The organism is Pontibacter diazotrophicus (genome assembly GCF_003367245.1).
GTDB classification, from domain to species: domain Bacteria; phylum Bacteroidota; class Bacteroidia; order Cytophagales; family Hymenobacteraceae; genus Pontibacter; species Pontibacter diazotrophicus.
In genome coordinates this window covers 159,787-184,618 of the sequence record NZ_QRGR01000004.1, presented here as the reverse complement: position 1 = coordinate 184,618, position 24,832 = coordinate 159,787, and the positions used below count along the sequence as shown (strand labels likewise).

Sequence of the window (24,832 nt, the reverse complement as noted above, 5' to 3'; positions counted from 1 at the left end):
TTAATAAAGTTCGTCTAATGTGAGGCGCAGGTATTTACGCACCGCCCTGTAAGAGCTCATAAAGCCGATAATCAAACCAATAATTACCAGGGCTCCCATTAAAATATAGGTCTGTTCCTCATCGCGCAGCAGCTGCAACTCGGCTACCTCATGGTACGCATACTGCATCAGGGCAAACAGCAATGCCGAAGCTATAATTCCACTCATAATGCCCTGCCAAACAGCGCGGTTCAGAAACGGACGCTGGATAAAATACGATGTTGCCCCCACCAACTGCATGCTCCTAATCAGGAACCGCTGCGAATACAGCGCCAGCTTAATCGTGTTATTGATTAATATAATAACCACCAGCACCAGAATAACGGCAAAGGATAACAATACGATGCTAATTTTCTGAATGTTGCTGTTGATGGATTCTATCAGGCTTTCGACGTACTGCACTTCGTAAACACCATCTATATCCTCCAGGTCCAGTTTGATGCTTTTCAGGGCCGGGGAGCTGGAGCTTTCTGCGTCAATACGCAGCACATAGGCATCACGAAGCGGGTTGTCACCTAAAAATTCCATAAAGTCTTCCCCTGTTTCGTCTAAGAAAGCTTTCGCGCCTTCTTCCTTCGATATAAATCGAACCTGGGCTGTATCGTTCTGGTAGGCGATGTATTCTTTGGCAGCAAAAGTTTTCTGCAAGCGCACCAGCTGTACCTCTGTCAGATTCCGGTCCAGGTACACCTGCATCTCAATGCTTTCTTTCACCCGCTCTGATAGCTTACCCGCGTGTATGAGCAGCAAGCCGAACAAACCAATTACAAAAAGGGCAAGCGAAATACTGAACACCACCATGGTGTGCGGGTAATTGCCTAATTTCTTTTTCCTGACGTGTTTTACTTTTGTTGCCATACCTGAAGCCTTCCATCGCAAAATTAGAAATATAATTGAAATATGCAGGTAGTTTAGGGCCTGTAAACACAAAAGCCACCAAATTAATTGGTGGCTTTTGTGTTATAGCTCCAGCCTGGGGTCAGAGTCAAGTATAATGCGGTCGCGCTCCATTTCCTGTTCGCGCAGGCGCCGCTCCCGCCTGTTACTGCCAAACAGTTCGCTGAGGCTGTTAAAGCGTTTGGTATGCAGCACACTCACGCTCTGGCTTTTCCGGATGCGGCCAGTAATATCGGGCGTAGTGCTATATTCGAGCCTTGCCCTTAGCTCTCCGCTTTGTGATATGTAGTAATCCAGTGTCCAGTCGCCAATGTAAGCGGTACTGCCGCCTCCTGCTTGATCCCGGACCCCGCCAAAACCTGTTTCATTAGTCAGGCGCAGGCGCCCGTTAAAGAACGAATAACTCAGGCGCAACTGCAGGGAAGCAAGCTGGTCCTGCCCAATACCATCCAGGCCGATGTCTATTTCAAGGTTACTGTCGATGGTGCTAAGCAGGTTGTTCAGCTGGCCTGAGAGCAAACTTCCCAGGCTACCCCCAACGGCACCAGCGCCAACACCACCGTCAAAAGCCAAGGCCCCAGTAGGTGACAGCCTTTGCAGGACGAGCAGACTGAACACCTGGCGGTTCAATTCACTTTCATCATTTTTTATGGCATTGACTGTACCTAAAAGCTCGGGTTGGGCCAGGATATTCTGGGGCACCTCATCAAAGCTAAGGTCGAGGTCAATCTCCGGTGACAGCAGCGGCCCTGTCAGTTCAATGACGGCGATGACAGGGTAACGCCCCACAGCAGCAGGCTCCAGCGTAGAAGTTGTGAGGCTACTGAGGGAGGCCAGTTGAGTGTAATGCGCTGTAATATCCATCACACCGTTCACCGGGTCCCCGTTCCAGGTAATGGTGCCACCTGGCACTACCGCAAACTCTTTTGTAACCAAACCTTCCAGCAGTTTCAGGTTGTAAGCGCCTTCTGTAATCTCAAAGCCGCCATACATATGAAAATCCCCGCGTGTATCAATCGTCATGCGGATTTCACCGTTGCCTGAGCCACGGATAACATCCCCGGTGGTGCGGTCAATGATAATCTCAAAGTAAGCGTCATCGGTTACATCAAGCTCAAAGTTCATGTTGATGCCAGAGAGGTTAACACCCTGTTCTTCAGCTTCAATATTCACACCGGCACTGTCGGCTGGTGTCTTATTCACAAACCTGATAAAGTCTTTTCTGGCCACATCTGTCTGGTAGTCCAGGGGCAGCACGATACGGGTGTTTTGTTCGCTGCGCGCGTTCACATTAATATCGAGATTCTCTACCGGACCCAGCACAGTGGCTGTGCCTGTGGCAAAGGCGGTACCATAAAAGAGCTCATTCTGCGCCTCGCTGGTGTTCAGTACCATAAAGTTGCGGTAGCGGGCATCCATGTCAATCACCATATTGGCAAAGCCATCGTGGGCTATGCCACCCGTTACCGTTGCATTGTTGCCATATATATCCCGCAACTGCGCGTTGCGGAAGCTGATGCTGTTTGGTCCGAAATAGATTCTGTCAGTAAAACGGTAGGTGGTGTTCAGATAATCGAAGGTGAACTGCCCGTTGCTGACCATGACCGAACCTTTTAATACAGGGTAATCCAGAGAGCCTAAAATTCTGATGCGCCCCTCCATCGTACCCTCCAGGTCAGAAAGCAGCGTATTCAGCACAGGTTCCACCAGTTTCAGGTTCGCCTGATCCAGCACGGCTAATAAATCCAACTGGTCTTCCGATGCCTGCGGGTTATAGTTGCCTGTTACGGACAGCACTTTTTTATTATCGCGCTGTATCCCTATATCAACTTCGGCCCTTTGCAGGGCATTGCTCCAGTCGGTGTTGCCAACGATATTACCAATGTACACCTGGTCAAGATAAAAGGAGTCAACATGCATGTCGGCTGCCAGCAAAGAACGGTTATATATATCCTGCGCCACCACTTCTGCTGTTAGCTCTCCTGCTATCTGCATGGAAATGAGCGGGTTCAGGTTGTTTAGCTGGAAGTTCTCAACGTTCAGCATGAGCCTGCTTTCAGGGTCATCTGAGATGGCTCCCTCAGCCCGGATAACCTGCTCCTGGTTCGTAAGCGCAAAGTTCTCAAACTCCAGCCGACGTCCTCCTTCACTTATATACAAGGTGTTTCCCGGCACAAAGGCCCAGGAGTTTTGCTGTAGCGTTACATTAGACTGATCAAAGACTATCTGGATCTGGTTCTGCAGGAAGTTCAGGTCACCCGTTATCATTGCCTGGTTATTTTGCTCTGGCTGCCGGATGGCCGTTGAGAAATCTATCGTGCGCTCGTTCCAGATGCCCTCCACAAAAAAATCTTCCGTTGTACCGGCCCCTGGCAGCTCCTGTCTTTGAGATGTAAACAAGGCTGCTGCCAACACATCAGGATTTTGCTGGAGCTTGGAGGTGTTCAGTTCAATGCTGTTTCCATAGAGCGTATAGTCGTTGTACAGCATCGTGTCGATGTCGGCATACATTTGGAGAATGACAGTGGGGCCATGCCGGAAGGAACCTTCAACGGTAGCGTTATCTGAAATTTCCAGTTCTGGCAGAAACAGGTCGAGAATAGGATTAGCCTCCTTCAGGTTCAGATTATACGTCAAGGCATACTCATTGGAGCCATCAACTGACTTGCGACTGTAGTAGGCAGCGGTCGCAGCATCGTCACTTTCAAAATTCAATTGGTACTCCTGTACCATATTTTCCAGATCCCTGGTCAGTGTCGTATAGTCGAAATTTCCTATTACGAGCAGCGCTAGCAGGTCAGAGTTCAGAAATAAGCTTCGTGTGCCTTCTGTAATTTCAGACTGAATCAGCACCGAGTCCAGAGCGAGTTGATTATCCTTATAGACTATTTGGGCGCTGTCGAAGCGTGCTGTTCCTTCGAATGTGTCCAGGCTTAAGCCCTGGAAATCCAGATTTGCATTGGCACTGATTACCAGGGGCTCTGAAGAAAGGTTAAGGGCCTGGAGATCCACACGTTCCAGGTCGGCCAGCATGTTAAAGGCTCTTCTGCCGCTGGCAAGGTTTACTTCGCCATCGGCCCGCAAAATAAGATTGGGATCATTAATAGCTACCTGCCCCACAAATGTCTGGTTGCGGAGCGTGCCGTTTGCTGTTAGATTCTGATAGTTGTATTCTAACAGTTGCACCTGGTTGATGGTAGCATTCACTTTCAGATTAGCATCCTGCAAGGTAAAGCCCGTACCCTCTAACCGCCCACTCATAGAGATTCTCCTGATTTGATCTTCGGCATCTAACAAGCGGCCGATATTAAAACCGTTTGTTGTGACATAACCATTGTAGGAGGAGGAGCGGGTGTTGTCGTCAATCTTCAGGTTTATGTCTGATCTCAGGTTGCCTAAAGCTGTTCTAAAATCCCCGTTCGCTACAAAGTCATTATAAAAGCCCAGGAAACGTCCTTCCAGGCTCACCGTGCCTAAACGTGCAGCCACATCATAGGTGTCCTGCGGAAGAAACTGCCTGATATCCCTGGCATTGAAGGTGGAGGTTTGCAGGCGCAGGTTAGCAAATGTCTCTTCAAAATTGGGTAGCCCGTCCGCGTTGATGCTTCCTACTATATGCGTGTTTTCCCCATACTCCAGGTCCACATTGGTGGCAGAGAAGTTGTTCACTTTTCCCTTTAGCTCCAGCGAGTTAACCATCAGGTTTTCATCATATTCCTGCAGCTGCGGTGCAAAGGTGGCGATGTCCTTTGAGTAAATGCGGGTGTCCTGCAGGTTACCCGTTATGGCAACACTGTCAATGAAGTAACTAAAGTTTCCGATTTCGTTATAGTCGAAGCGGATGTAATGTTGCAGGTTGCTCTGGTTCAGCTGCAGGTCCAGCTCGTCCCACTCCCAAAAGGTGGGGGCATAGGTCATGCGGGTGTCGAGGTTATGCAACTGCGTGTTAGAACGTGTTTCAATGGCAGTAAAATCCGCAATGCGTACCTGAATGGTATCTTCCAGTTGTATCTGGCTGAACCTCCCTGAAACCCGGTCGAATGTCATATGGGCATAGTCTATGCCATAGTCAGCGCGGGGTTCGTTGAAATCATCATACGTGAAGCGCCCGTTCTTCACGATTAATTCATTTAAAGCAAAGTTGAATGGCTCTGATGATTTCTGAGTAGTGTCTTTCGTGAAAAGATTCCCCAGTGCATCAAAGAAAGTGTTCAGGTTAAGCGAGTCAGTTCCTACATACACAGCCAGGTTTGCCCGTGGTTGCTCTAGTTCCAGTGTGTTTATGGTGAGGTTATTCGGGTTTAAAATAGAGAAGGCATCTATGTCGGCTTCGGCTCTGCCAATGTATAGGAGCTCGTTGTCGAGATAATCCAGTACCCTTACTTTTTCCAGTATCACGTTACTGAAAAAGGAGATATCTACCCGCTCAATAGTAACTTCATGATCAACCTTTTCAGAGATATAAGCAGCTACCCGCTGTGCAACTCTTGTCTGCACACCCGGAAAACGTATGGCAACAAAAACAACCGCAAACAGCAACAAAAGGAACAGGATAAGGCCTAAAACTATTTTTAGAATAGCTTTTCCTATAACTTTGGGGTAATTTGTTGACTGTTCTTTTTCCAAAAGATGCTTGAACCTACAATTTTAGCAATAGAATCTTCCTGCGATGAGACTTCCGCAGCGGTTATACGCGGTGGAAAGGTGCTCTCGAATATAGTTGCCACACAAGCCGTGCATGAACTGTATGGCGGTGTAGTTCCGGAATTAGCCTCAAGAGCTCACCAGCAAAACATTATACCAGTCGTTACACAGGCTTTGCGTACGGCAAATGTAACAAAAAGTGACCTAAATGCAGTTGCCTTCACCCGTGGCCCCGGACTTTTGGGAGCGCTGCTGGTTGGCTGTTCATTTGCCAAATCCTTTGCGCTGGGGCTGAATATTCCGCTTATAGAGGTAAACCACATGCAGGCGCACATTCTGGCACACTTCATCGATGAACCCACACCGCAATTTCCGTTCCTATGTTTAACGGTGAGCGGTGGCCACACCCAAATAGTGCTTGTAAAAGATCACCTGGACATGGAAATTATTGGCCAGACGACAGACGATGCCGTAGGAGAGGCCTTTGATAAAACGGCTAAAATGCTTGGTTTGCCATACCCGGGAGGACCGATGCTGGACAAAACCGCTGCAAAAGGGAATCCGGATGCATTCCAGTTTCCAGTAGGCAACATGCCCGGCTACAACTATTCTTTCAGCGGTATCAAAACTTCTGTGCTCTACTTCCTGCGTGATAAAACGAAGGATAAACCTGATTTCGTGCAGGAAAACCTGGCGGATATCTGTGCCAGCGTACAGAAGACGCTTATTAAGACACTGCTAAAGAAAGTAGTGCAGGCCACAAAAGACTTAGGTATAAAGGAAGTTGCCATAGCCGGTGGTGTTTCGGCAAACTCTGGTTTGCGCCAAACCCTGCAGGACTATGCAAAAAAGTATAACTGGAATGTGTATATACCAGCCTTTCAGTATTGCACCGACAATGCAGGTATGATAGCAATGGCAGCTCACTTTCAGTATCTTAAAGAAGATTTTGCCACGCAATACGTGAGCCCTGAGCCAAGGCTGAAAATTTGATCAGGATTTATAGTATAAAAGGATTAGCAGGATTTACGATTTGTATGACATACGCAACGTAAATGTGTTCAGACAGAACAAAGAAAAACTGGCCGGAATAAATGGCTATCAAGATAAGAAGAAATAAATGGCGAAAGATAAAGAACGAATAAAGAAGCACGTTAACATTGTCAACCGAAAGGCTTCCTTCGAGTATCAGTTTATCGAGAAGTATACTGCCGGTGTCATGTTGATGGGAACCGAAATCAAATCAATACGGGAAGGCAAGGTGAACATGGGAGAGGGGTATTGCGTTTTTCAGCGTGGCGAGTTGTGGCTACACAATGTACATATCTCTACCTACACGGAAGGAACGCACTATAACCACGAGCCTACCCGAGTCCGAAAGCTGTTGCTCAACAAGAGGGAGTTGCGCAAACTGGAGAGCGGATCACAGGAGCAGGGAGTTACCATAATACCTGTTCGCATATTCATCAGCGACCGCGGTTTTGCTAAAGTAGAGATAGCACTGGCACGTGGTAAGAAGCTGTACGACAAGCGGCAGGATATTAAGGAGAAAGACGTGAAACGCGAAATGGCCCGAACCGGATTTTAGCGCTGGCGCGCAATTATGAATTATCAATCCTGAATTATGAATGGCTTCAGGAGGTGTAATTTATAGTTGTATCTTATAAGATCTTTTTCTTCTAAGCTTTGGCTCTTTTCAAACTACCCAACCGGTGCAGCTAGGAGCCATTCATAATTTCTAATTCATCATTCATAATTTAAAAAAGTGGAACACGGAATTTGCATGCTGAGCCTGGTGCCGATGCGTGTCGAGACATCTGACAGAGCAGAGCTGGTAACGCAGCTAATTTTTGGCGAAAGCTACGAAGTAGTCAACACCGAAGTAAACTGGCTGCAGATACAGCTGGCCACTGACGGCTACCGGGGTTGGATTGATTTTAAGCAACATACTGCCGTTACACCGGAATACTTCAACGAATGGAAGACCACATCTCACGCCAGAGCGCTGGATCTGGTGCAGTTAATTCATATTAAGTCAGTTCAGATTCCCATTGGTATTGGCAGCTATTTACCGTTTTATGATGGTAGCAGCATACGAGTAAATGAGGAACGGTATGCCTATGCTGGCCGCGCCTCTGCTGCTGATGTTCGCCCATCGCAGGTTCAGCTTGCAGCAGTAGCTGCTAACTTTCTTAAATTCCCATACTTATGGGGCGGGAAATCTGTGTTTGGTATAGATTGCTCCGGGTTTACGCAACAGGTGTTTGGCATCTGCGGTTATCAACTGCCGCGTGATGCCTACCAGCAGGTAGCACACGGGCAGGAGGTGCATTTTGTTGAGCAGACACAGCTTGGCGATCTGGCCTATTTTTCTAACGCTGAGGGCCGCATTACACATGTGGGCATCATGCTGGAGGGACAGAAAATCATGCACGCTCACGGAGAAGTGCGTATTGACACCCTCGATCATACGGGTATCTACAATCAGGATCTGAAGCGATATACCCACCAACTGCGCATCATAAAAAGAATTTTACTTTAAAATGCTTTAATTTTTTTTGTGAAGCTAGCCGATAATTAGGTAAATTATGCCGTACAAGTTGAGCAGAAGCTCTTTACGTGCGGCCATGAAAGACAAAGTACTCATCCTTAATCAAGACTTCAGTGCCATTGCCATCTGCTCGGTGCAGCGGGCATTCCTGCTTGTGTACCTGGAAAAAGCCGAGATGATTTCTAAGGCGGAAGGCCATTTCCTGCATACCGTCAGTACTGTTTATCCCATTCCCTCTGTTATCCGTTTGCAGCGCTATGTGCGTGTGCCATATTATGGCATTGCCCTGAGCCGCCATAATGTGATGCGCCGCGACAACTACAGCTGCCAGTACTGCGGTACAGCCAAAAACCTGACACTGGACCACCTGCTGCCCCGCTCAAGAGGAGGGGAAACAGCATGGCAGAACCTGGTTACTGCCTGCTCGCGTTGCAACTCCCGTAAAGGTGACCGTACGCCGGAAGAGGCGGGTTTAAAGCTTAAGACTCAGCCTAAAAGGCCTTCTCTGCTCAATTTTCTCCAACTACACCTAAACCCTTCCAACCAGGATTGGAGCACATACCTTGGTATGAAAGAAGAAACAATTCGTTCAAACGATACTTCCTAATTCCCAAGCTGCCAGTTTATTATCTGCTTGTGAAGGGGACTACTACCTGTGGCGGCTTTGTTTCTGCTGTTGTTTCTCTGCCGCTCTGCAGACTGTAGCTGTTCTTTGATGTTCAGTACCTGAAGGTCCTGCTGCGGGTATTCGTCTGTTAGCCCGCTGCTAAACGGGGAGTGGCAATTGATATAAGCTGTTTACGGTGACCACATTACACTCCATGCCTGCACGTAGCAATCAGTTGAGTTGCATACGCTAAAAACCTCACTAAAAGCTGGTAACAATATGGAACGATATAGTAATTATCATGTTTATTTATTACTTTTGCAGTTCATTCAAATGAATGGTCCCGCGTGTAAAGCCCGGGAGATGTTAAATTAAACCAAACCAGCTGATTGCTCTGCGCTGGTGGCTACTTGAGAGCAGTAAAATAATATGAGTAATTCTCCAGACAATTTTGATTGGGACAAGATTGAGTCCCAGGGTTTCGGTTCAGGTTACAGCAAATCTGAGAAAGCCGAGATGGAACAAATGTATGACGACACCCTGACTACCGTACAGGAGCAGGAGGTTGTTAAAGGAACCGTGGTAGGTATCACTGATCGTGATGTGATTCTGAACATCGGTTTCAAATCTGATGGCCTGGTGCCTGTTTCAGAATTCAGGGACCTTCCTGAGCTGAAAGTTGGTGACGAGGTAGAAGTGTTTATCGAAGACCAGGAAGATCCAAACGGTCAGCTTATCTTGTCCCGCAAGAAAGCGAAAATCGTTAGCGCCTGGGCTCGTATCTACGACGCGCTTGAGAATGACAACATTCTGGACGGCGTTGTGAAGAGAAGAACAAAAGGTGGTCTTATCATGGACATCCATGGTGTGGAAGCCTTCTTGCCAGGTTCTCAGATCGACGTGAAGCCAATCCGTGACTTCGACGTGTTTGTAGGCAAGAAAATGGAAGTGAAAGTTGTGAAAATCAACGCCGCTTTCGACAACGTGGTTGTATCGCATAAGGTACTTATCGAGAAAGACCTTGAGCTGCAGCGTGCCGCCATCCTGAACAACCTTGAAAAAGGACAGGTACTGGAAGGTATCATCAAGAACATGACAAACTTCGGTGTGTTCATCGACCTTGGTGGTGTTGACGGTCTGCTTCACATCACAGATATTTCATGGGGACGTATTAACCACCCAGAAGAAGTACTGAACCTTGATCAGAAAGTAAATGTGGTAGTTCTTGACTTTGATGAAGACAAGAAGCGTATCTCCCTTGGTATGAAGCAGCTTACGCCGCACCCATGGGATGCTCTTCCTGCTGAAATAGAGGTTGGCTCTAAAGTAGAAGGCAAAATTGTAAACGTTGCTGACTACGGTGCATTCCTGGAACTGATGCCAGGCGTAGAAGGACTTATTCACGTGTCTGAAATGTCTTGGTCACAGCACCTGCGTAACCCACAGGACTTCATTAAGCAAGGCGACGTGGTTCAGGCAGTTGTGTTAACGCTGGACAGACAAGAGCGTAAGATGTCACTTGGTATCAAGCAGCTTACTGAAGACCCTTGGACAAAAGAAGATGTGATTACGAAATATGCAGTAGGCACGAAGCACACTGGTATTGTTCGTAACCTGACTAACTTCGGTCTGTTCCTTGAGTTGGAAGAAGGTGTAGATGGTCTGGTACACGTATCTGACCTGAGCTGGACAAAGAAAATCAAGCACCCATCGGAGTTTGTGAAAGTTGGTGAGAACCTGGATGTAGTTGTGCTGGAACTTGATGTTCCTAACAGAAGACTTGCCCTGGGCCATAAGCAACTGGAGGAGAACCCTTGGGATACATTTGAGTCTGTATTTAATATTGGTTCTGTACACAGAGCTACTGTACTTGAGAAATCAGACAGAGGCGCTACTTTAGAGTTGCCATACGGTATCGAAGGTTTCGCTTTCCCGAAAGGTTTAACGAAAGAAGACGGTTCTACTGTTGAAGCAGGTGAGAGCCTTGACTTCAGAGTAACTGAATTCTCTAAGGAAGATCGTAAAATCATTCTTTCTCACACTGCCTCTCACTCAGAGGTGGATGCTGCTAGAACGGCCAGAGCTACTAAGAAAGCTACTCCTGGTGCAGCTCCTGCTGGTGAGAAGAAAGCTGCTGCTCCAAAAGCAAAGGCTGATGTAGACAAGTCAACACTTGGTGACCTGGATGCACTTTCTGCTTTGAAGAACCAAATGCTGGAGAACGAAAAAGAAGCTGGTGTTAAAAAGTTAGAAGCTGCTGCTGCTAAGAAGTCTGGTGAGACCGAAGGCAACGAGGAAGCTGCTGATGATGAGACCAATGCTTAAGTTTTAAGTACATTTCTTGATAGAAAAGCCCCGGGTAAACCGGGGCTTTTTTGTTTTTATCATCAAAAAAGTGCCGACAGAGTTTGACAAGTATGTTTTTCTATGTATGTTTGCACTCCCATTCACCAACACGGTAACGTGGCCGAGTGGCTAGGCTCAGCTCTGCAAAAGCTGCTACAGCGGTTCGAATCCGCTCGTTACCTCGAAACCCTGCTATATACTAGCAGGGTTTTTTGTTTTACATCCTTTAGCCTTTCTTTCTACCATCCGGTTAGGTTGCCAGCAAATATGCAACGCAAGCATATTTTCAATTCGAGTTAATCTTTTGGCACTTACTCCCGTACTCAACTTTAAAATGACCCACGGCAAAAACCAGTTTTTTCCCGGTCAATGATAGCTGAAAACATAATTCTGCCAGAACAGAATTAGTGTTACAGAATTGTACGGCTTTTGAAGTATATAACGGAGTTCAGCGAATAAAGAAGCAGGTGCTTAGCCTGCCATGGTTTAATTTAATGCATGTTACGCATACCCAGTTATCCAACTCATGAACATTGTAGATTTGCGCGTTATGCGCGGACCAAACTACTGGTCAGTTAAGCATCCTAAAATCATTGTCCTTAAACTGGAACTGGAAGCCCTCAGCCATAAACTAACGAACGACATTCCAGGTGTTCTTCCCAGGTTAAAAAAAATGCTGCCAGGTTTGCTGAAGCATCGTTCTGTAGAGGGAGTGGAGAGTGGCTTTTTCAAGACGGTGGAAGCTGGTACTACATTCGCACATGTAGTGCAGCACGTGGCGCTGGAGCTCCAGACAATGGCAGGTATGGAGTGTGGCTATGGTCGGTGCTATCCTGCTTATGAGGAGGGGCATATGGTGGTCGTATTTTCTTACCAGGAGGAGCGGGCAGGGGAGTATGCTGCTTATGCCGCTCTGCGTATCACCAAGGCCCTTGTGAAAGGGGAAAAGTATAAGGTGAGTGATGATGTAAAACGCCTGCACGAAATCAGGGAAGACGAATTTTTTGGGCCAAGTACCTACTCTATTGTTTCAGAAGCTGTGAGCAGGGGCATACCATATATCCGCCTTAACAACCATTCGCTTATCCAGCTGGGATACGGAAAGTATCAGAAGCGCATTCAGGCTACCTTAACCTGTAAAACAGCCTGTTTCGCTGTAGAAATAGCCGGAGACAAAAGAGCAACCAAAGCGATACTCCGTGAGTCGGGTGTTCAGGTGCCCAAAGGCACCACCGCCTACGACAAGGAAGAACTAAAGCGAGCAGTAGATTGGCTAGGTTTCCCGGTGGTGATAAAGCCGCTTGACGGTAACCATGGGAAAGGGGCCTCAATTAACGTAACTAATCTTGAAGATGCCTTAAAAGGCTTTGCCGAGGCTCGGAAGTTTTCCGCTGGTGTTATTGTGGAGCAATACATCGATGGCTCTGACTTCAGGCTTCTTGTCATCAACGGGCGTTTTGTAGCGGCTGCCATGCGTTCACCTGCTATGGTGACCGGTGATGGGACCTCCACCATCAAACAGCTAGTCAACAAAGAGAATAAGGATCCGAAGCGGGGTATCGGTCACGAAAAGTCTCTCACTAAAATCAACATAGACAAACATACCCGTAGCATCCTCAAGAGCCGGAATCTGACCACTGATTCTGTTTTGAAAAAAGGGGAGACGCTTTACCTCAAGAGCACAGCCAACATCAGCACGGGTGGCACTGCAACTGATGTAACAGACTTGGTGGACCCCTACAACATCCTGATGGCTGAACGCATCGCAGGCCTTGTGGGGCTGGATATCTGCGGCATAGACGTAATGACGACCGATATCGCCATACCGCTAAATGAAACGCGTGGTGCCGTGTTAGAGGTGAACGCAGCACCCGGGTTCAGGATGCATGTTTCTCCGGCTTATGGTTTGCCACGCAATGTGGCAGAGCCTGTAATCGATATGCTTTTTCCGCACAATCAGCCCGCCCGTATACCAATAATAGCCGTAACGGGCACCAATGGTAAAACCACTACTACCCGCCTGATTGCGCACATGGTGAAGGCGAACGGCTTCCAGGTTGGTTATACCACCACCGACGGCATCTATATTCAGGATAAACTGCTGGAGAAGGGAGATACCACCGGCCCCTTCAGTGCTGAGTTCGTGCTGAAAGACCCTACAGTAAACTTTGCTGTTTTGGAATGTGCCCGTGGCGGTTTGTTACGCTCTGGCCTCGGCTTTCAGCAGTGCGATATTGGCATCGTCACAAACGTGAGTTCAGATCATCTGGGCTTACGCGACATCCACACGCTGGAGGAATTGGCGCAGGTAAAAGCAGTGATACCAAAGAGTGTGAGCAAAGAGGGCTATGCTATATTGAACGCGGATGATGACCTGGTGTATGCTATGGCGGATGGTCTGGAATGTAAAGTAGCTTTCTTCAGTATGAATGAAGAAAACCCGCGTGTCCTGCAACACATTGCAGACGGTGGCCTGGCTGCTGTTTATGAAAACGGATACATCTCCCTGTTTAAAAACAGCTATAAGATAAGAATAGACCGCGTGGCAGATATTCCACTGACTTTTGGTGGTAAAGCCCGTTTCAACATAGAGAATATTCTGGCCGCTTTGCTGGCAGGCTACATCTCTCATTTTGATAAGGAGAACATCAAAACCTCCCTCCGAACTTTTATACCTTCACCAGGCAAAACACCCGGACGGATGAATCTCTTTAAGTTTCCGGATTTTGAAGTGTTGGTGGATTACGCACACAACGTAGGCGGACTTAAAGCGGTTGGAGAATTTATCAACAGCCTGGATGCTGCTAAGAAAGTGGGCATAGTTGCTGGTGTAGGAGACCGAAGGCTGGAGGATTTGTATGCATTGGGACAGGTAGCGGGGCAGATCTTTGATGACATCATCATACGCCTGGATGCGGACTTACGCGGCAAAAAGGCAGAAGAGATTACAGCCCCTCTCATGCAGGGCATAGAAGACAGCGCTCCCGACAAAAAACCAAAACTTATACCAGAAGAAATGCGGGCGATTGCTTACGCCCTGGAGCATGCTGAGGCCGGATCAATCATATCCATTTTTACAGAAGACATACAGGAGGCCGTAAAAATGGTGGAGAGCTTTAAAGTGATACAGGACAGGAGAGTACTCACCGAGTGACATCAATGAACTAACATGGCTTTATACTAGAATCAGCATCACATAAAAAGGCCCCTGCCGTATGGCAGGGGCCTTTTTATGTGATGCTGATGGAGAAGCCTATTTCAAAACAAAAGAAGACTTTCCGATCATGAAACCATCTGTATAAAGCTCTACTACATGCTGGCCTTTTTTATATTCGGCGTTTTTGTCATAAGTAAAGCTTAGTTGCTGTTGCGTGTTATCGAATACGAAATCGCGCTTGGCAGTAAAATACATATTTTCTCCGTCTATCTGAAAGGAACCAGAGCCTGTGGCTAGGTTATAGAGTGCTGCTCCGTCAGGCTCAATCAAACGCATATACACAGTCTTTGGCTCTTTGGCAGCTACATCATTCTTCGCAAGGTTAAAGATTACCCGAATCTTGTCTACACGCTTCGCCCGGAACTCATTATCATTATCTTCTTTCTCTTTACCACGCTGGTTAATGATGTTCACGTTCATGTTTTGCGCCTCTAGTTTTGAAGCTAACTTCACTTTCTCGTTCAGATCCCGGTTGCTGGTTTTGAAAGTTACCAGGCTATCTGACAGCTGGTTTTGAGTTGACTTCAATTCAGTGTTCTCTGTGAACAATACTTCATTGTCTGATTTCAGTTGTACGATTTCCTCGTCTTTCTGCTTCAGTTGTTGCTCAAAAGCCGAAGCTCTGTCACGGAAACGGCGCTGATCTGCTAAGCTGTAGCTGCGCTTTCTGAAGCCACGCAGTTCATCCAGGTCAGCACCAATAGCGGCGATTTGAGTTTCCAGGGAGTCATTCTCAAGGCCCATTGCCTGTAGTTCCTGGCTTTGGCGCTCAAAGTCGGCTTTAAGGGCTTCGTAAACCTTAATCTGGTTCTCCAGTTCATTGTTTTTAACGCGGATAACCTCGGCTTGCTCTTCCGTCTTCTCTTTTTTCTGGTAGTTCATATAAATTAGAATACCATTAATGCTGATCAGGACGACGAGCAGGCCACCAATCAAAAGCTTTCTGTTGCTTCGTTTTTCAGGTGTGTTAGCTGACATATGTGTATTTTGTTTGTTGTTTCTGTTAATTTAAGCTTTATTTTAAATAAAACCAGTAGCTCAGTCTGAGCAAGCATCAAATATAATATTTTTGATTTATTAATCTACTTTGATGGGGCAACAATTTAATGCAGCATATTGGCAGCACCGTTATCAGTTAAACCAAACCGGCTGGGATGTTGGAGAAGTAACGCCGCCGCTCAAGAATTATTTTGATCAGTTGCCGAATAAAGATATCCGTATCCTGGTTCCAGGCAGTGGCAACGGTTATGAGGCTGAATACCTTTTTAAACATGGGTTTAAGCAGGTATATCTCGTGGATGTAGCGGAAGCACCACTTCAGAGCTTTGCGCGCCGGGTGCCTGGTTTTCCGAAGGAGCACCTGCTGCACCAGGATTTCTTCTCACTGGAAGGGGAGTACGATCTACTAGTGGAACAGACATTCTTTTGCGCCCTTGACCCTTCACTCAGGCAGGACTATGCCCGCCAATGCGCAAACCTGCTTAAGCCGGGAGGTAAGCTGATGGGGCTGCTATTCGACACTGATTTCGCGCACGAGGGGCCTCCCTTTAGCGGTAGCCGCGAAGAGTATAGAAAATACTTTGAGCCATACTTCCATTTCCTGCACTTCGACACAGCCTATAATTCCATTCAGCCACGGCAGGGGCGGGAGGTTTTTATGCTGCTGCAGAAGAAGTGAACGGCAGCGCAGCAACAATCCTCCATTTTTGAATAAGGCCTGCCTTACGGCTCAGAACAATTCACAACGCATCACTCGTAATTCTTAATTGATATAGTACCTTTGCTGTGCCTTTTGGCGATAAAAACATAAAAACCATGTTTGAAATACCGAAACTAAAACATACTGATAGTGGTAACTTTTTTTTGATGGCCGGCCCTTGTGCCATTGAAGGAGAGGAAATCGCCATGCAAATTGCGGAGCGCCTGAAAACGCTGACAGATTCATTGCAGATTCCGCTCATCTTTAAGGGCTCTTATCGTAAGGCCAACCGTTCGCGCCTAGACTCTTTTACCGGTATAGGGGATGAAAAAGCACTCCGGATTCTGCAGAAGGTAAGCAGGGAGTTTGATGTGCCCACAGTAACAGATATACATGAAACAACAGAGGCTGCCATGGCTGCCGAATACGTGGATGTGCTGCAGATACCTGCTTTCCTGTGCCGCCAAACCGATTTATTAGTTGCTGCTGCCAACACAGGTAAAGTAGTCAACATAAAGAAGGGACAGTTCCTATCTGGTGCAGCCATGCGCTTTGCCGTAGAGAAGATACACGAATCAGGAAACGCGAAAGTGATCCTGACCGATAGAGGAAACTCCTTCGGCTATTCTGACCTGGTGGTTGACTTCCGGAATCTGCCTGAAATGAAAGCTTTAGGTGCACCTGTGGTGATGGATGTAACGCACTCTTTGCAGCAGCCAAACCAAAGTTCAGGGGTAACAGGAGGCAAACCCGCTTTGATTGAAACAATCGCTAAAGCGGCTATTGCAGTTGGAGCAGACGGTTTATTCATAGAAACACATCCGCAGCCAAGCATAGCTAAGTCTGATGGTGCTAACATGCTGCCACTGGATCAACTAGAAGACCTGCTGAGAAAACTGATCCGCATCCGCCAGGCAGTGTTATAGAAGAAGGACGCAAAGACAAAGGCTTTATAGACAAAGGATGATAGATGCATCATATGGTGCATCTATCATCCTTTGTCTGTTCTCCTTCGTCCAAAAAGTATATTATCAGAAACTCAAGGTAAAATGTTCTTTGGGTTGCGTGGTTCTGAAAAAGACAAGGCCTACAAAGAAGAGGTCTACCGTCTGCATGACTTGAGGGTGCTGCTTTATCTCCTTCCAGGCCCGCTTCATTTCCCCGGACCAATAGATATCATCCATTACGAACACGCTGTGCTCGTGTTTTTTTGTAAGGCAGGTTTTAAAGTACTTCATGGTGGGGGTATAGCGATGGTTCCCGTCGAAGAAGGCGAAGTCCAGTTGTGCTACCTGCTGCAGCTGTTCTTCTAATGTGTCACTCAGATCGCCTTTTATAAGCTGCACTTGTTTTAATCCTAGCTGGCTGAAGTTTTCACAGGCTACTTTGGCTATATTGGGGCAGCCTTCAAAAGTGTATATTTCTGCCTCTCTGCGTGCCTCACCTAAATAGGAAGTGGTAATGCCAAGGGAGGTGCCTAAATCAAATATTGTTTGCGGCTGAAAGTAGTTTATCAGCCGGAACAGCAATTGCCCGTATTTAGCGGTTTTAGCTGAAGAGCGGGCAATATCTTTTACTTTCCGTTGGCGCTGCCTTAGCGTTTTTGATCCTGCCCCTAAATCTGTTACCTGTAGCTGTCGGTTGTCCTGCAGCATTGCCACACGAAGCGTCTCTACCCGATCATAAGCCGGAAAATGCCCGTCGTGCATTAAAACGTTGTGGTAAAGATCGAAAATGAAGGGGGAGTGGACACCGTGCAATTTGAACGCACGTTTCCGGTACAGCAGGTAATCAGCAGCTAATCGAAGAGAAGACACAGGGGTTATGTTGGGAGACAAGATACAGGAGAAGCAACACGAATCCAACTTGCTTTACATGCTGGTGCGGGTACTCGTGCTACACCTGTTCCTTATTATCTTAATTCAGTTTGTAAGGTACAACTAAGGTAAACTCTGGAATGGTGACGTGGAATTGGCGGCCATCTATTAAGCGCTCCATCAGATAAGTGCCGCGCATTTTGCCAATGCCTGTTTTCAGGTTGCAACCAGATACATACTCATGCATCTCGCTGGGCTCCAGTACCGGTTGCTGCCCTACAACTCCTTCTCCTTCTACCTCACGCACCACACCTGTTGCATCGTGTATGTGCCAGTGGCGTCGCAACAGCTTAACAGTGAACTCGCTGTGGTTTTCAATTTTTATCTTATAAGCAAAAACAAAGTGCTGCTGCACCGGACTGGAGTAGTCTGGCAGATAGTTGGCCGTAACCGTGATCTTTACTCCTTCAGTTGTTTTTGTATCCATGTTCCAATGTTTTTTGTATACTTAACAACCAGTGCAGTAGCTGCAGGCTGCTTCAGTGGAATTTTACTCTCTTTCCCTAACCCTCAAGCTTATTAACGCATGAATGTAAAGATAGAAGAAAGCTGGCAGAATGTACTGCAAGATGAATTTGAAAAGCCTTATTTCAAAAATCTTGTCTCTTTTGTTAAAGACGAATACACCACCCAAAAAGTTTATCCCGGAGGCAATCAAATATTCAATGCCTTTCAGAAATGCCCTTTTGATGAGGTAAAGGTGGTTATACTGGGGCAGGACCCTTACCATGGCCCGAACCAGGCAAACGGTCTCGCCTTTTCTGTGAGTGACCAGGTGCGCATCCCGCCATCTTTGCTCAATGTTTTTAAGGAAATAAAAAACGACATAGGCAAAGAGATGCCGGCCACAGGCAACCTGGAGCGCTGGGCAGAGCAAGGAGTACTGCTGCTTAATGCAACCCTTACGGTACAGGCCGGGAAAGCGGGATCGCACCAGAAGAAGGGTTGGGAGGAGTTTACGGATGCTGTTGTGCAGAAAGTGAATGACCTGAAGGAGAACGTTGTGTTTATGTTGTGGGGAGCTTACGCGCAGAAAAAAGGAGCCTTTATAGATGAAGAGAAGCACCTTGTATTAAAAGCAGCCCATCCTTCCCCTTTTGCCGCTGACAGAGGGTTTTTCGGGAGCCACCACTTCAGCAAAGCAAATAAATACTTAGAGGAGCATGGCAAAGATCCGATTGAGTGGTAGAGCTTTTGGGTACTAAGTACATATCATAAGCTCTTTCGCGAGCAAAGCAATTTAACAAAGAAACACCAATACAATGTTAAAAATATATCATAACAACCGATGCAGTAAAAGCCGCCAAACACTGGAACTGATCAAAGATTCAGGACAGGAGGTGGAGATTGTTGAATACCTCAAAACACCACCAAATGCTGCCGGATTGCAGGACGTGCTTCAGAAATTGAATATGAAGCCAGAGCAGCTCCTGCGAAAGAACGAAGCCATCTATAAAGAAGCATATAAAGGTAAAACCATGACGGACCAAGAGTGGATACAGGCAATGGTAGAAAACCCAGTGTTAATAGAGCGGCCTATTGTTGTGAAAGAAGATAAAGCCGTGTTAGGGCGCCCGCCAGAGAATGTGCAGGAGTTACTGTAAGAATCCTGAGTCGCTTTTATAATTGCCTATGCACTTGATGATACGGCAGACATAGATTGAACGAACCGGAAACAAAAAAGCCAGACATGATAGGTCTGGCTTTTGAATTTAAAGGTTTTGCTTTTACTCAATCGTCTTAAACAAACGGCTCCAGCGAATTCTGTCAAAGAAGGTGCCTTCCGGGTTTGTCGACATCCAAATCATCACGGCTTTACCAACAACATGGTCTTCCGGTACATAGCCCCAGTAGCGGGAGTCGAGGGAGTTGTGGCGGTTATCACCCATCATGAAGTAGTAGTTCTGTTTGAAAGTATACTCGTTTACTTCGGTCCCGTTCATGAATAAGCTTCCATCCCGGATTTCCGCGTTTTCGTTGCGATCATATTCCAGGATAATCTTTTCGTAGAAAGGCAGCGTTTCCGGTGTGATTGCCACCGTGGCACCTTCCTGTGGAATATAAATAGGGCCGTAGTTGTCTTTGTTCCACTCATACCGGCTTGGAACCTGCGGGAATACTTCCGGATCAGCTTTGCCTGGCAGATCCTTCAGCAGGATAACATCTGTGATAAAGTTTAACTGTGCCATTTGCGCGGCAAGTTCCGGGGATGCATCTACCACATAGCCGTTTTCATAAGGTATCACATCGCGCAGGTTTATATTACGATCCTGGAAGAATTTCTCAGAAAGCTGTGTGTTCGGCACCAGCAGGTACTTATACTGCAGGCCTTCAGGTGCATTTACAGCATTGCCATTAATATATACCTGCATGTCTCTTACTTCCAAAGAATCTCCAGGCAAGCCAATGGCACGCTTAATATAATTGGTACGCAGGTCAGCGGGGTGTTCTTCTTCCGGCGGATAGTTAAATACCACTACATCATTGTGCTGTACCTCCGAAAAACCCGGCAGGCGGTGAGGGTCCAGCTGAATAGCATCGGAATAGGAGGGGATATTGGTTCCCCAGATCGTCTGGTGTGTTAAAGGAACCTGTAATGGCGTGATGGGTGTGCGCGGGCCATAGTGCAGCTTGCTTACAAAAAGGAAATCGCCCACCAGCAACGACTTCTCCATAGATGGAGTTGGAATGGTATAGGCTTCAAACGTTGCCCAACGGATTAAACTGGCTGCCACCACCGCAAAGATGATAGCATCGCCCCATTCACGGGCAAAACTCTTCTTTTTTTTCGGCGCCTTTGTTACTGGTTTCTTTTCCCAGAATTTCACTTTCATCTGCAATAGCTATGGTTACAGGTTTAGCATGTCTTTCATGCCGTATACGCCTTCACGGTCTTTGAGCCACTCAGCTGCCATTACGGCACCTTCGGCAAAGCCTGTGCGGCTGTGGGCAATATGGCCAAGTTCAATTTTGTCAACTTCAGAGGCATAGGTAACAATGTGTGTACCAACCACGTCGGGTTCACGCTCAGAAGTGATGTTTAATTTACTTTTTTCTTCCGGATTATCAGCCACCCAGCCTTCTAAATTTGTGTAGCTGGATAATACGCCCTCTGCTGCGGTAATACCGGTGCCACTAGGCTTATCAACTTTCTGCAAGTGGTGCACCTCTTTGATAGACACATCGTAGGCTTTATATGCCTGCATCTTGCTGGCAATGTATTCATTGAAATGAAAGAAAAGATTTACTCCCACACTATAGTTAGAGGCATAGAAGAAGGCGCCATTCTTCTTCAGGCACAAGGCAACAGCCTCTTCAAACTTATCTAACCACCCCGTAGAGCCAGACACCACCGGGATACCATGCACCAGGCAATAGGATATATTACCGAAGGCAGATTCAGGGTGAGTGAACTCAATGGCTACATCTGTATTATCAGAAGTGTAGTTTTTCAATTCATGGGCATTGTCATGGTCTATTCTGCCAATGATTTCATGGCCTTTCGCCAAAGCCGTCTGCTCTATGGTTTTACCCATTTTGCCATAGCCTATCAGGAGAATCTTCATTTAGATCGGGTGTATAAAGTAAAAGTTAAACCAGGTGAAAGGGAGTTTGCAGGGCCGGCAACAGGTATAATACCTGGCTGAATACGCAGTGCCAGATCATCACTCACATCAAACTCCTTCAGGTGCGCGTGCACATATGCTTCGGAAATTTGCAGGACATGAGCGCCAATAGAAAGCAGAACGGTCAAATCGCGGTTGCGGCGGTAATAGTCACGCCTGTATTTCAGATTGTTAACTGCTGAGCTTCCTTGCGTTGCCCCGTTACTCACTCCTAAGTAAGGGTGGTCTGCATACTCATCAGTTGATGCCACGCCCTCACTTAAGCGTGTGTTCAATGCAATTCTATAGCTTTGGTAATTGGTGTGGTTGTCTATCAGGAAATAACCCAGCACGGCACCAGTTGCATAAACGATGGGTATTTTCCAGTAAGCCCTGTTGTAAAACTGGCCGGCACCGGGCAAAATGGCCGAGTAAAGTGCCGCTTTGCCGGGTCTGTCTAAGTCTTTTAAGTTGCTGAGAAAAAAGCCTTTTTCAGTAGCAGCAAGTGTGTCAGGAGTAAGAACCCGTACGGAATCAGGACCCTCGGTTATCACCTGCGCTTTTACAGGAGCAAAGCTGAATAACATGCTCAGCAGCAAGGCAACAAAGCCGATGTACAGCCTCATGTAGCTTTCTTAGTAGTTTAAGATATCTAGAATACGGTTCAGCTCATCCACAGAAAGGAAAGGGATTTTAATTTCTCCTTTGCCTTCGTTGTTTGCCTTTACCTGTATTTTAGTGCCAAACTGAGAGGACAGGCGGGTTTCTACGCCTTTCAATTCTCCTTCGTATTTATTGAACTGAAGCTTTTGCTGGTTGTCTGGCTTCTTGTTTGCATTCTGAAGGTTACGTACCAGCTCCTCTACCTTTCTAACAGATAATTCCTTGGCAACTACTTCTTTAAATACGTCCAGTTGCTTCTCTACTGTATCAATATTGATGAGTGCGCGGGCATGGCCCATGCTTATTTGGTTATCGCGTAGGGCAATCTGAATATCAGGCGGCAGCTTAAGCAAGCGCAGGTAATTTGTAACGGTGGTGCGTTTTTTGCCAACACGATCTCCCAACTCCTCCTGCTTCAGGCTACACTCCGACAGCAGGCGCTGATAGGAGAGGGCAATCTCGATAGCATTCAGGTTCTCACGCTGAATGTTCTCAATCAGGGCCATCTCCAGCATCTGCTGGTCGTCAGCCTTCCGGATATAAGCTGGAATTACGGTTAGTCCGGCAATTTTGGAGGCCTGGTAGCGGCGCTCCCCTGAAATTAGCTGATAGCTGTTCTGGTCGAGTTGCCGGACAGTAATAGGCTGGATGATTCCTTGTACTTTAATAGACTCGGCCAATTCTTCCAGCGCAGTTTGGTCGAAGTGGGTACGCGGCTGGAATGGGTTCGTCTGGATCTGATCTATGGCTATATCTGCGATGGTATTAACTTCGTTTATAGTGGAAGATTCGGTTTTCCCAGTGTACTTGTTACCCTCCAAAAGAGAGCCAAGACCTCTTCCGAGGCCGCCTGTGCGTTTAACTGCTGGTTTTTTGTTGTCAGACATGTAAGGGGTAATGGTATGATTATTTTGCCAGCTCAACGCTGTTCTTCTCAGCAATTTCGCGGGCTAAGTTTAGATAGCTCAGGGCACCCTTGCTTTCCGCATCATGCAGCAGGGCAGGTATACCAAAGCTTGGTGACTCGCTCAACTTCACGTTTCTAGGGATGATCGTGTCGAATACCATCTGCTGGAAATGCGTTTTCACCTCTTCCACCACCTGGTTACTCAGGCGCAGGCGCACATCATACATCGTGAGCAGGATACCTTCGATGGCCAGCTCTGTGTTCAGGCGCGACTGAATGATTTTTATGGTGTTCAGGAGCTTGCCCAAGCCCTCCAGCGCAAAGTATTCACACTGTACCGGGATAACCACAGAGTCTGCAGCGGTAAGAGAATTTACCGTTATCAAACCCAAAGAAGGAGAACAGTCGATGATAATAAAATCGTAGTGCTGCTTTAGGCTTTTCAGGGCCTCCCGCATCTTCTCCTCACGGTTGGGCACATTGATCATCTCTACCTCAGCACCCACCAAATCGATATGTGATGGGATGAGGTCGAGGTAGTCTATATTGGGCGACTGCAGGATGATCTCCTCTGCCTTTACATCTTCCACCATGCACTCGTAGATGCTGCTGGTGATAGTTGCCGGATCGAAACCCAGTCCAGAGGTAGCATTAGCCTGCGGGTCTGCATCAACGAGTAAAGTCTTGAACTCCAGAGCTGCCAAACTAGCCGCCAGGTTAATGGCGGTAGTGGTTTTACCAACCCCACCTTTTTGGTTTGCAACCGCAATTATTTTTCCCATTATATAAATTAGAGATTTATAGTTTGACCTATCTCCATCAGAATAAGTTCCTTTTCTACCATTTTCGCCACTTCCTTCACCTGCTCTTTATCTATCTTGATGTACGGGAAGGTGTCGTAATGCATACCGATCACTGTATCAACTTGCACAAAATCAGCGGCAACCATGGCATCATGTATATCCATGGTAAAATTATCGCCGATCGGCATCAGGGCAAAATCCAGATCGTACTGCTCCGGAATGAGTTTCATATCGTAAGTTAAGGCTGTATCACCGGCGAAGTAAAAGGTTTGTGTTTCGGTTTCCACTACAAAACCTGCTGCAACGCCGCCGTTAGAACCGTCAGGCAGTGAGCTGGAGTGTACGGCACTTACCATCTTAACAGTTCCGAAAGGCAAAGTTACCTTGCCGCCAATGTTCATTGGGTGCGTGTTCTCTACTCCTTTGTTGCCGTACCAGGTCGCAATTTCATGAATGGCCACGATGGTTGCCTTATTATTATTGGCTATTTGCTCTGCGTCGTGCACATGATCCTGGTGGCCATGCGAGAGTAGGATATAATCTGCTTTTATGTCATTCACGTCTATCTGGGAGGCAAGTTCATTAGGGGAGATAAAGGGATCAAACAAGATGCGGTTTTCTCCAATTTCAAATAAGAAGCATGACTGTCCGTAGTACGTTATTTTCATAATGAAGCTGTTTTAATGTTTTCTTATAGCTATGCAAGATAGCTTAAATTTGCGCAAAGATACAGTTTTTTACCTACAAAGACTGATGCAATTCCGAACCCGCAGTACATTTTCTAAACAAATGCCGGGTTCTCCCTTGCATGTTCCGGGGTCCTATAATAAGAAACGGATAAAGAAGTGTTTCGGTATATTTTGATGATACTGTTAAAATGCTGACTTCTAAAACTCCAGGGGCTTCTGGTAAGGCAGCAGCTGTTTTTTTATACGCTGACAAAGCAAAAATTAGTATGCTGGCAGATATATCTGGCT

At 46.8% G+C, this 24,832-nt stretch carries 21 protein-coding genes and 1 tRNA gene; 11 read left to right on the top strand and 11 right to left on the bottom strand.

Features of this window, described 5'->3' with window-relative positions; translation table 11 throughout:
• Positions 1 to 897, bottom strand: coding sequence for a cell division protein FtsX (locus tag DXT99_RS04265; protein WP_115564282.1), 897 nt, complete (start codon positions 895 to 897; stop codon positions 1 to 3).
• Between the two features lie 102 nt (positions 898 to 999).
• Positions 1,000 to 5,562: a translocation/assembly module TamB domain-containing protein gene (locus DXT99_RS04260; protein WP_115564281.1), complete on the bottom strand. Its 4,563-nt coding sequence runs from the start codon at positions 5,560 to 5,562 to the stop codon at positions 1,000 to 1,002.
• A gap of 3 nt (positions 5,563 to 5,565) precedes the next feature.
• Here DXT99_RS04260 and tsaD point away from each other — a divergent pair, with 3 nt between their 5' ends.
• The 7 genes from tsaD (at position 5,566) to cphA (ending at position 14,238) form a co-directional block, all read left to right on the top strand.
• A complete protein-coding gene (gene tsaD / locus DXT99_RS04255; protein WP_115564280.1) occupies positions 5,566 to 6,573 on the top strand; it encodes a tRNA (adenosine(37)-N6)-threonylcarbamoyltransferase complex transferase subunit TsaD in 1,008 nt (335 codons plus the stop codon).
• 127 nt (positions 6,574 to 6,700) lie between these two features.
• A complete protein-coding gene (gene smpB, locus DXT99_RS04250; RefSeq protein ID WP_115564279.1) occupies positions 6,701 to 7,168 on the top strand; it encodes an SsrA-binding protein SmpB in 468 nt (155 codons plus the stop codon).
• 177 nt (positions 7,169 to 7,345) lie between these two features.
• A complete protein-coding gene (locus DXT99_RS04245) occupies positions 7,346 to 8,122 on the top strand; it encodes a C40 family peptidase (RefSeq protein ID WP_246000440.1) in 777 nt (258 codons plus the stop codon).
• A gap of 85 nt (positions 8,123 to 8,207) precedes the next feature.
• Complete coding sequence (locus DXT99_RS04240; protein ID WP_115564455.1) at positions 8,208 to 8,738, top strand: HNH endonuclease; 531 nt, start codon at positions 8,208 to 8,210, stop codon at positions 8,736 to 8,738.
• Positions 8,739 to 9,167: 429 nt separating this feature from the next.
• Positions 9,168 to 11,063 carry a 30S ribosomal protein S1 gene (gene rpsA / locus DXT99_RS04235; protein WP_115564277.1) on the top strand — a complete coding sequence of 632 codons (1,896 nt, stop codon included), beginning with the start codon at positions 9,168 to 9,170 and terminating at the stop codon, positions 11,061 to 11,063.
• A gap of 132 nt (positions 11,064 to 11,195) precedes the next feature.
• Positions 11,196 to 11,266 (top strand) — tRNA-Cys (locus DXT99_RS04230).
• Between the two features lie 344 nt (positions 11,267 to 11,610).
• The gene (cphA, locus tag DXT99_RS04225; protein ID WP_115564276.1) at positions 11,611 to 14,238 is read left to right on the top strand and encodes a cyanophycin synthetase; all 2,628 of its coding nucleotides are present in this window, start codon (positions 11,611 to 11,613) and stop codon (positions 14,236 to 14,238) included.
• Between the two features lie 99 nt (positions 14,239 to 14,337).
• On the opposite strand, the gene DXT99_RS04220 is transcribed toward cphA, so the two are convergent.
• Positions 14,338 to 15,279: a hypothetical protein gene (locus DXT99_RS04220; RefSeq protein WP_115564275.1), complete on the bottom strand. Its 942-nt coding sequence runs from the start codon at positions 15,277 to 15,279 to the stop codon at positions 14,338 to 14,340.
• A gap of 112 nt (positions 15,280 to 15,391) precedes the next feature.
• Here DXT99_RS04220 and DXT99_RS04215 point away from each other — a divergent pair, with 112 nt between their 5' ends.
• A complete protein-coding gene (locus DXT99_RS04215) occupies positions 15,392 to 15,979 on the top strand; it encodes a methyltransferase domain-containing protein (protein ID WP_115564274.1) in 588 nt (195 codons plus the stop codon).
• 137 nt (positions 15,980 to 16,116) lie between these two features.
• Complete coding sequence (gene kdsA / locus DXT99_RS04210; protein WP_115564273.1) at positions 16,117 to 16,926, top strand: 3-deoxy-8-phosphooctulonate synthase; 810 nt, start codon at positions 16,117 to 16,119, stop codon at positions 16,924 to 16,926.
• Between the two features lie 105 nt (positions 16,927 to 17,031).
• On the opposite strand, the gene DXT99_RS04205 is transcribed toward kdsA, so the two are convergent.
• A complete protein-coding gene (locus DXT99_RS04205) occupies positions 17,032 to 17,817 on the bottom strand; it encodes an O-methyltransferase (protein ID WP_115564454.1) in 786 nt (261 codons plus the stop codon).
• A 100-nt stretch (positions 17,818 to 17,917) separates the two neighbouring features.
• A complete protein-coding gene (gene apaG / locus DXT99_RS04200) occupies positions 17,918 to 18,304 on the bottom strand; it encodes a Co2+/Mg2+ efflux protein ApaG (protein WP_115564272.1) in 387 nt (128 codons plus the stop codon).
• A gap of 99 nt (positions 18,305 to 18,403) precedes the next feature.
• Between apaG and ung the strand changes: the two genes are divergently transcribed.
• Together ung and arsC are read left to right on the top strand one after the other, a co-directional pair.
• A complete protein-coding gene (gene ung, locus DXT99_RS04195) occupies positions 18,404 to 19,066 on the top strand; it encodes a uracil-DNA glycosylase (RefSeq protein WP_115564271.1) in 663 nt (220 codons plus the stop codon).
• Between the two features lie 73 nt (positions 19,067 to 19,139).
• Positions 19,140 to 19,481, top strand: a complete 342-nt coding sequence (gene arsC, locus DXT99_RS04190) for an arsenate reductase (glutaredoxin) (protein ID WP_115564270.1) — start codon at positions 19,140 to 19,142, stop codon at positions 19,479 to 19,481.
• A gap of 123 nt (positions 19,482 to 19,604) precedes the next feature.
• Here the strand turns inward: arsC and lepB are convergent, their stop codons facing one another.
• The 6 genes from lepB to DXT99_RS04160 are packed head-to-tail and all read right to left on the bottom strand — an operon-like array spanning position 19,605 to position 24,523.
• A complete protein-coding gene (lepB, locus tag DXT99_RS04185) occupies positions 19,605 to 20,711 on the bottom strand; it encodes a signal peptidase I (RefSeq protein ID WP_115564269.1) in 1,107 nt (368 codons plus the stop codon).
• A 15-nt stretch (positions 20,712 to 20,726) separates the two neighbouring features.
• On the bottom strand, positions 20,727 to 21,443 hold the full coding sequence (dapB, locus tag DXT99_RS04180; protein ID WP_115564268.1) for a 4-hydroxy-tetrahydrodipicolinate reductase: 717 nt from the start codon (positions 21,441 to 21,443) through the stop codon (positions 20,727 to 20,729).
• On the bottom strand, positions 21,440 to 22,108 hold the full coding sequence (locus DXT99_RS04175; RefSeq protein ID WP_115564267.1) for a DUF5683 domain-containing protein: 669 nt from the start codon (positions 22,106 to 22,108) through the stop codon (positions 21,440 to 21,442). Before DXT99_RS04175 ends, dapB begins: the two co-directional genes overlap by 4 nt.
• Positions 22,109 to 22,117: 9 nt before the next feature.
• Positions 22,118 to 23,032: a ParB/RepB/Spo0J family partition protein gene (locus tag DXT99_RS04170; RefSeq protein ID WP_115564453.1), complete on the bottom strand. Its 915-nt coding sequence runs from the start codon at positions 23,030 to 23,032 to the stop codon at positions 22,118 to 22,120.
• A 19-nt stretch (positions 23,033 to 23,051) separates the two neighbouring features.
• Positions 23,052 to 23,834 carry a ParA family protein gene (locus DXT99_RS04165; protein WP_115564266.1) on the bottom strand — a complete coding sequence of 261 codons (783 nt, stop codon included), beginning with the start codon at positions 23,832 to 23,834 and terminating at the stop codon, positions 23,052 to 23,054.
• An 8-nt stretch (positions 23,835 to 23,842) separates the two neighbouring features.
• Positions 23,843 to 24,523: a metal-dependent hydrolase gene (locus DXT99_RS04160; RefSeq protein WP_115564265.1), complete on the bottom strand. Its 681-nt coding sequence runs from the start codon at positions 24,521 to 24,523 to the stop codon at positions 23,843 to 23,845.
• Positions 24,524 to 24,832: the final 309 nt, after the last annotated feature.

Excerpts from the sequence above, each read along its gene's own strand:
- DXT99_RS04220 (WP_115564275.1), bottom strand. The coding sequence starts at position 15,279 with ATGTCAGCTAACACACCTGAAAAACGAAGCAACAGAAAGCTTTTGATT.
- DXT99_RS04165 (WP_115564266.1), bottom strand. The coding sequence starts at position 23,834 with ATGGGAAAAATAATTGCGGTTGCAAACCAAAAAGGTGGGGTTGGTAAA.
- dapB (WP_115564268.1), bottom strand. The coding sequence starts at position 21,443 with ATGAAGATTCTCCTGATAGGCTATGGCAAAATGGGTAAAACCATAGAG.
- lepB (WP_115564269.1), bottom strand. The coding sequence starts at position 20,711 with ATGAAAGTGAAATTCTGGGAAAAGAAACCAGTAACAAAGGCGCCGAAA.
- arsC (WP_115564270.1), top strand. The coding sequence starts at position 19,140 with ATGTTAAAAATATATCATAACAACCGATGCAGTAAAAGCCGCCAAACA.
- cphA (WP_115564276.1), top strand. The coding sequence starts at position 11,611 with ATGAACATTGTAGATTTGCGCGTTATGCGCGGACCAAACTACTGGTCA.
- DXT99_RS04160 (WP_115564265.1), bottom strand. The coding sequence starts at position 24,523 with ATGAAAATAACGTACTACGGACAGTCATGCTTCTTATTTGAAATTGGA.
- tsaD (WP_115564280.1), top strand. The coding sequence starts at position 5,566 with ATGCTTGAACCTACAATTTTAGCAATAGAATCTTCCTGCGATGAGACT.
- DXT99_RS04170 (WP_115564453.1), bottom strand. The coding sequence starts at position 23,032 with ATGTCTGACAACAAAAAACCAGCAGTTAAACGCACAGGCGGCCTCGGA.
- apaG (WP_115564272.1), bottom strand. The coding sequence starts at position 18,304 with ATGGATACAAAAACAACTGAAGGAGTAAAGATCACGGTTACGGCCAAC.
- smpB (WP_115564279.1), top strand. The coding sequence starts at position 6,701 with ATGGCGAAAGATAAAGAACGAATAAAGAAGCACGTTAACATTGTCAAC.
- DXT99_RS04175 (WP_115564267.1), bottom strand. The coding sequence starts at position 22,108 with ATGAGGCTGTACATCGGCTTTGTTGCCTTGCTGCTGAGCATGTTATTC.
- rpsA (WP_115564277.1), top strand. The coding sequence starts at position 9,168 with ATGAGTAATTCTCCAGACAATTTTGATTGGGACAAGATTGAGTCCCAG.
- DXT99_RS04240 (WP_115564455.1), top strand. The coding sequence starts at position 8,208 with ATGAAAGACAAAGTACTCATCCTTAATCAAGACTTCAGTGCCATTGCC.
- DXT99_RS04215 (WP_115564274.1), top strand. The coding sequence starts at position 15,392 with ATGGGGCAACAATTTAATGCAGCATATTGGCAGCACCGTTATCAGTTA.
- DXT99_RS04265 (WP_115564282.1), bottom strand. The coding sequence starts at position 897 with ATGGCAACAAAAGTAAAACACGTCAGGAAAAAGAAATTAGGCAATTAC.
- ung (WP_115564271.1), top strand. The coding sequence starts at position 18,404 with ATGAATGTAAAGATAGAAGAAAGCTGGCAGAATGTACTGCAAGATGAA.
- kdsA (WP_115564273.1), top strand. The coding sequence starts at position 16,117 with ATGTTTGAAATACCGAAACTAAAACATACTGATAGTGGTAACTTTTTT.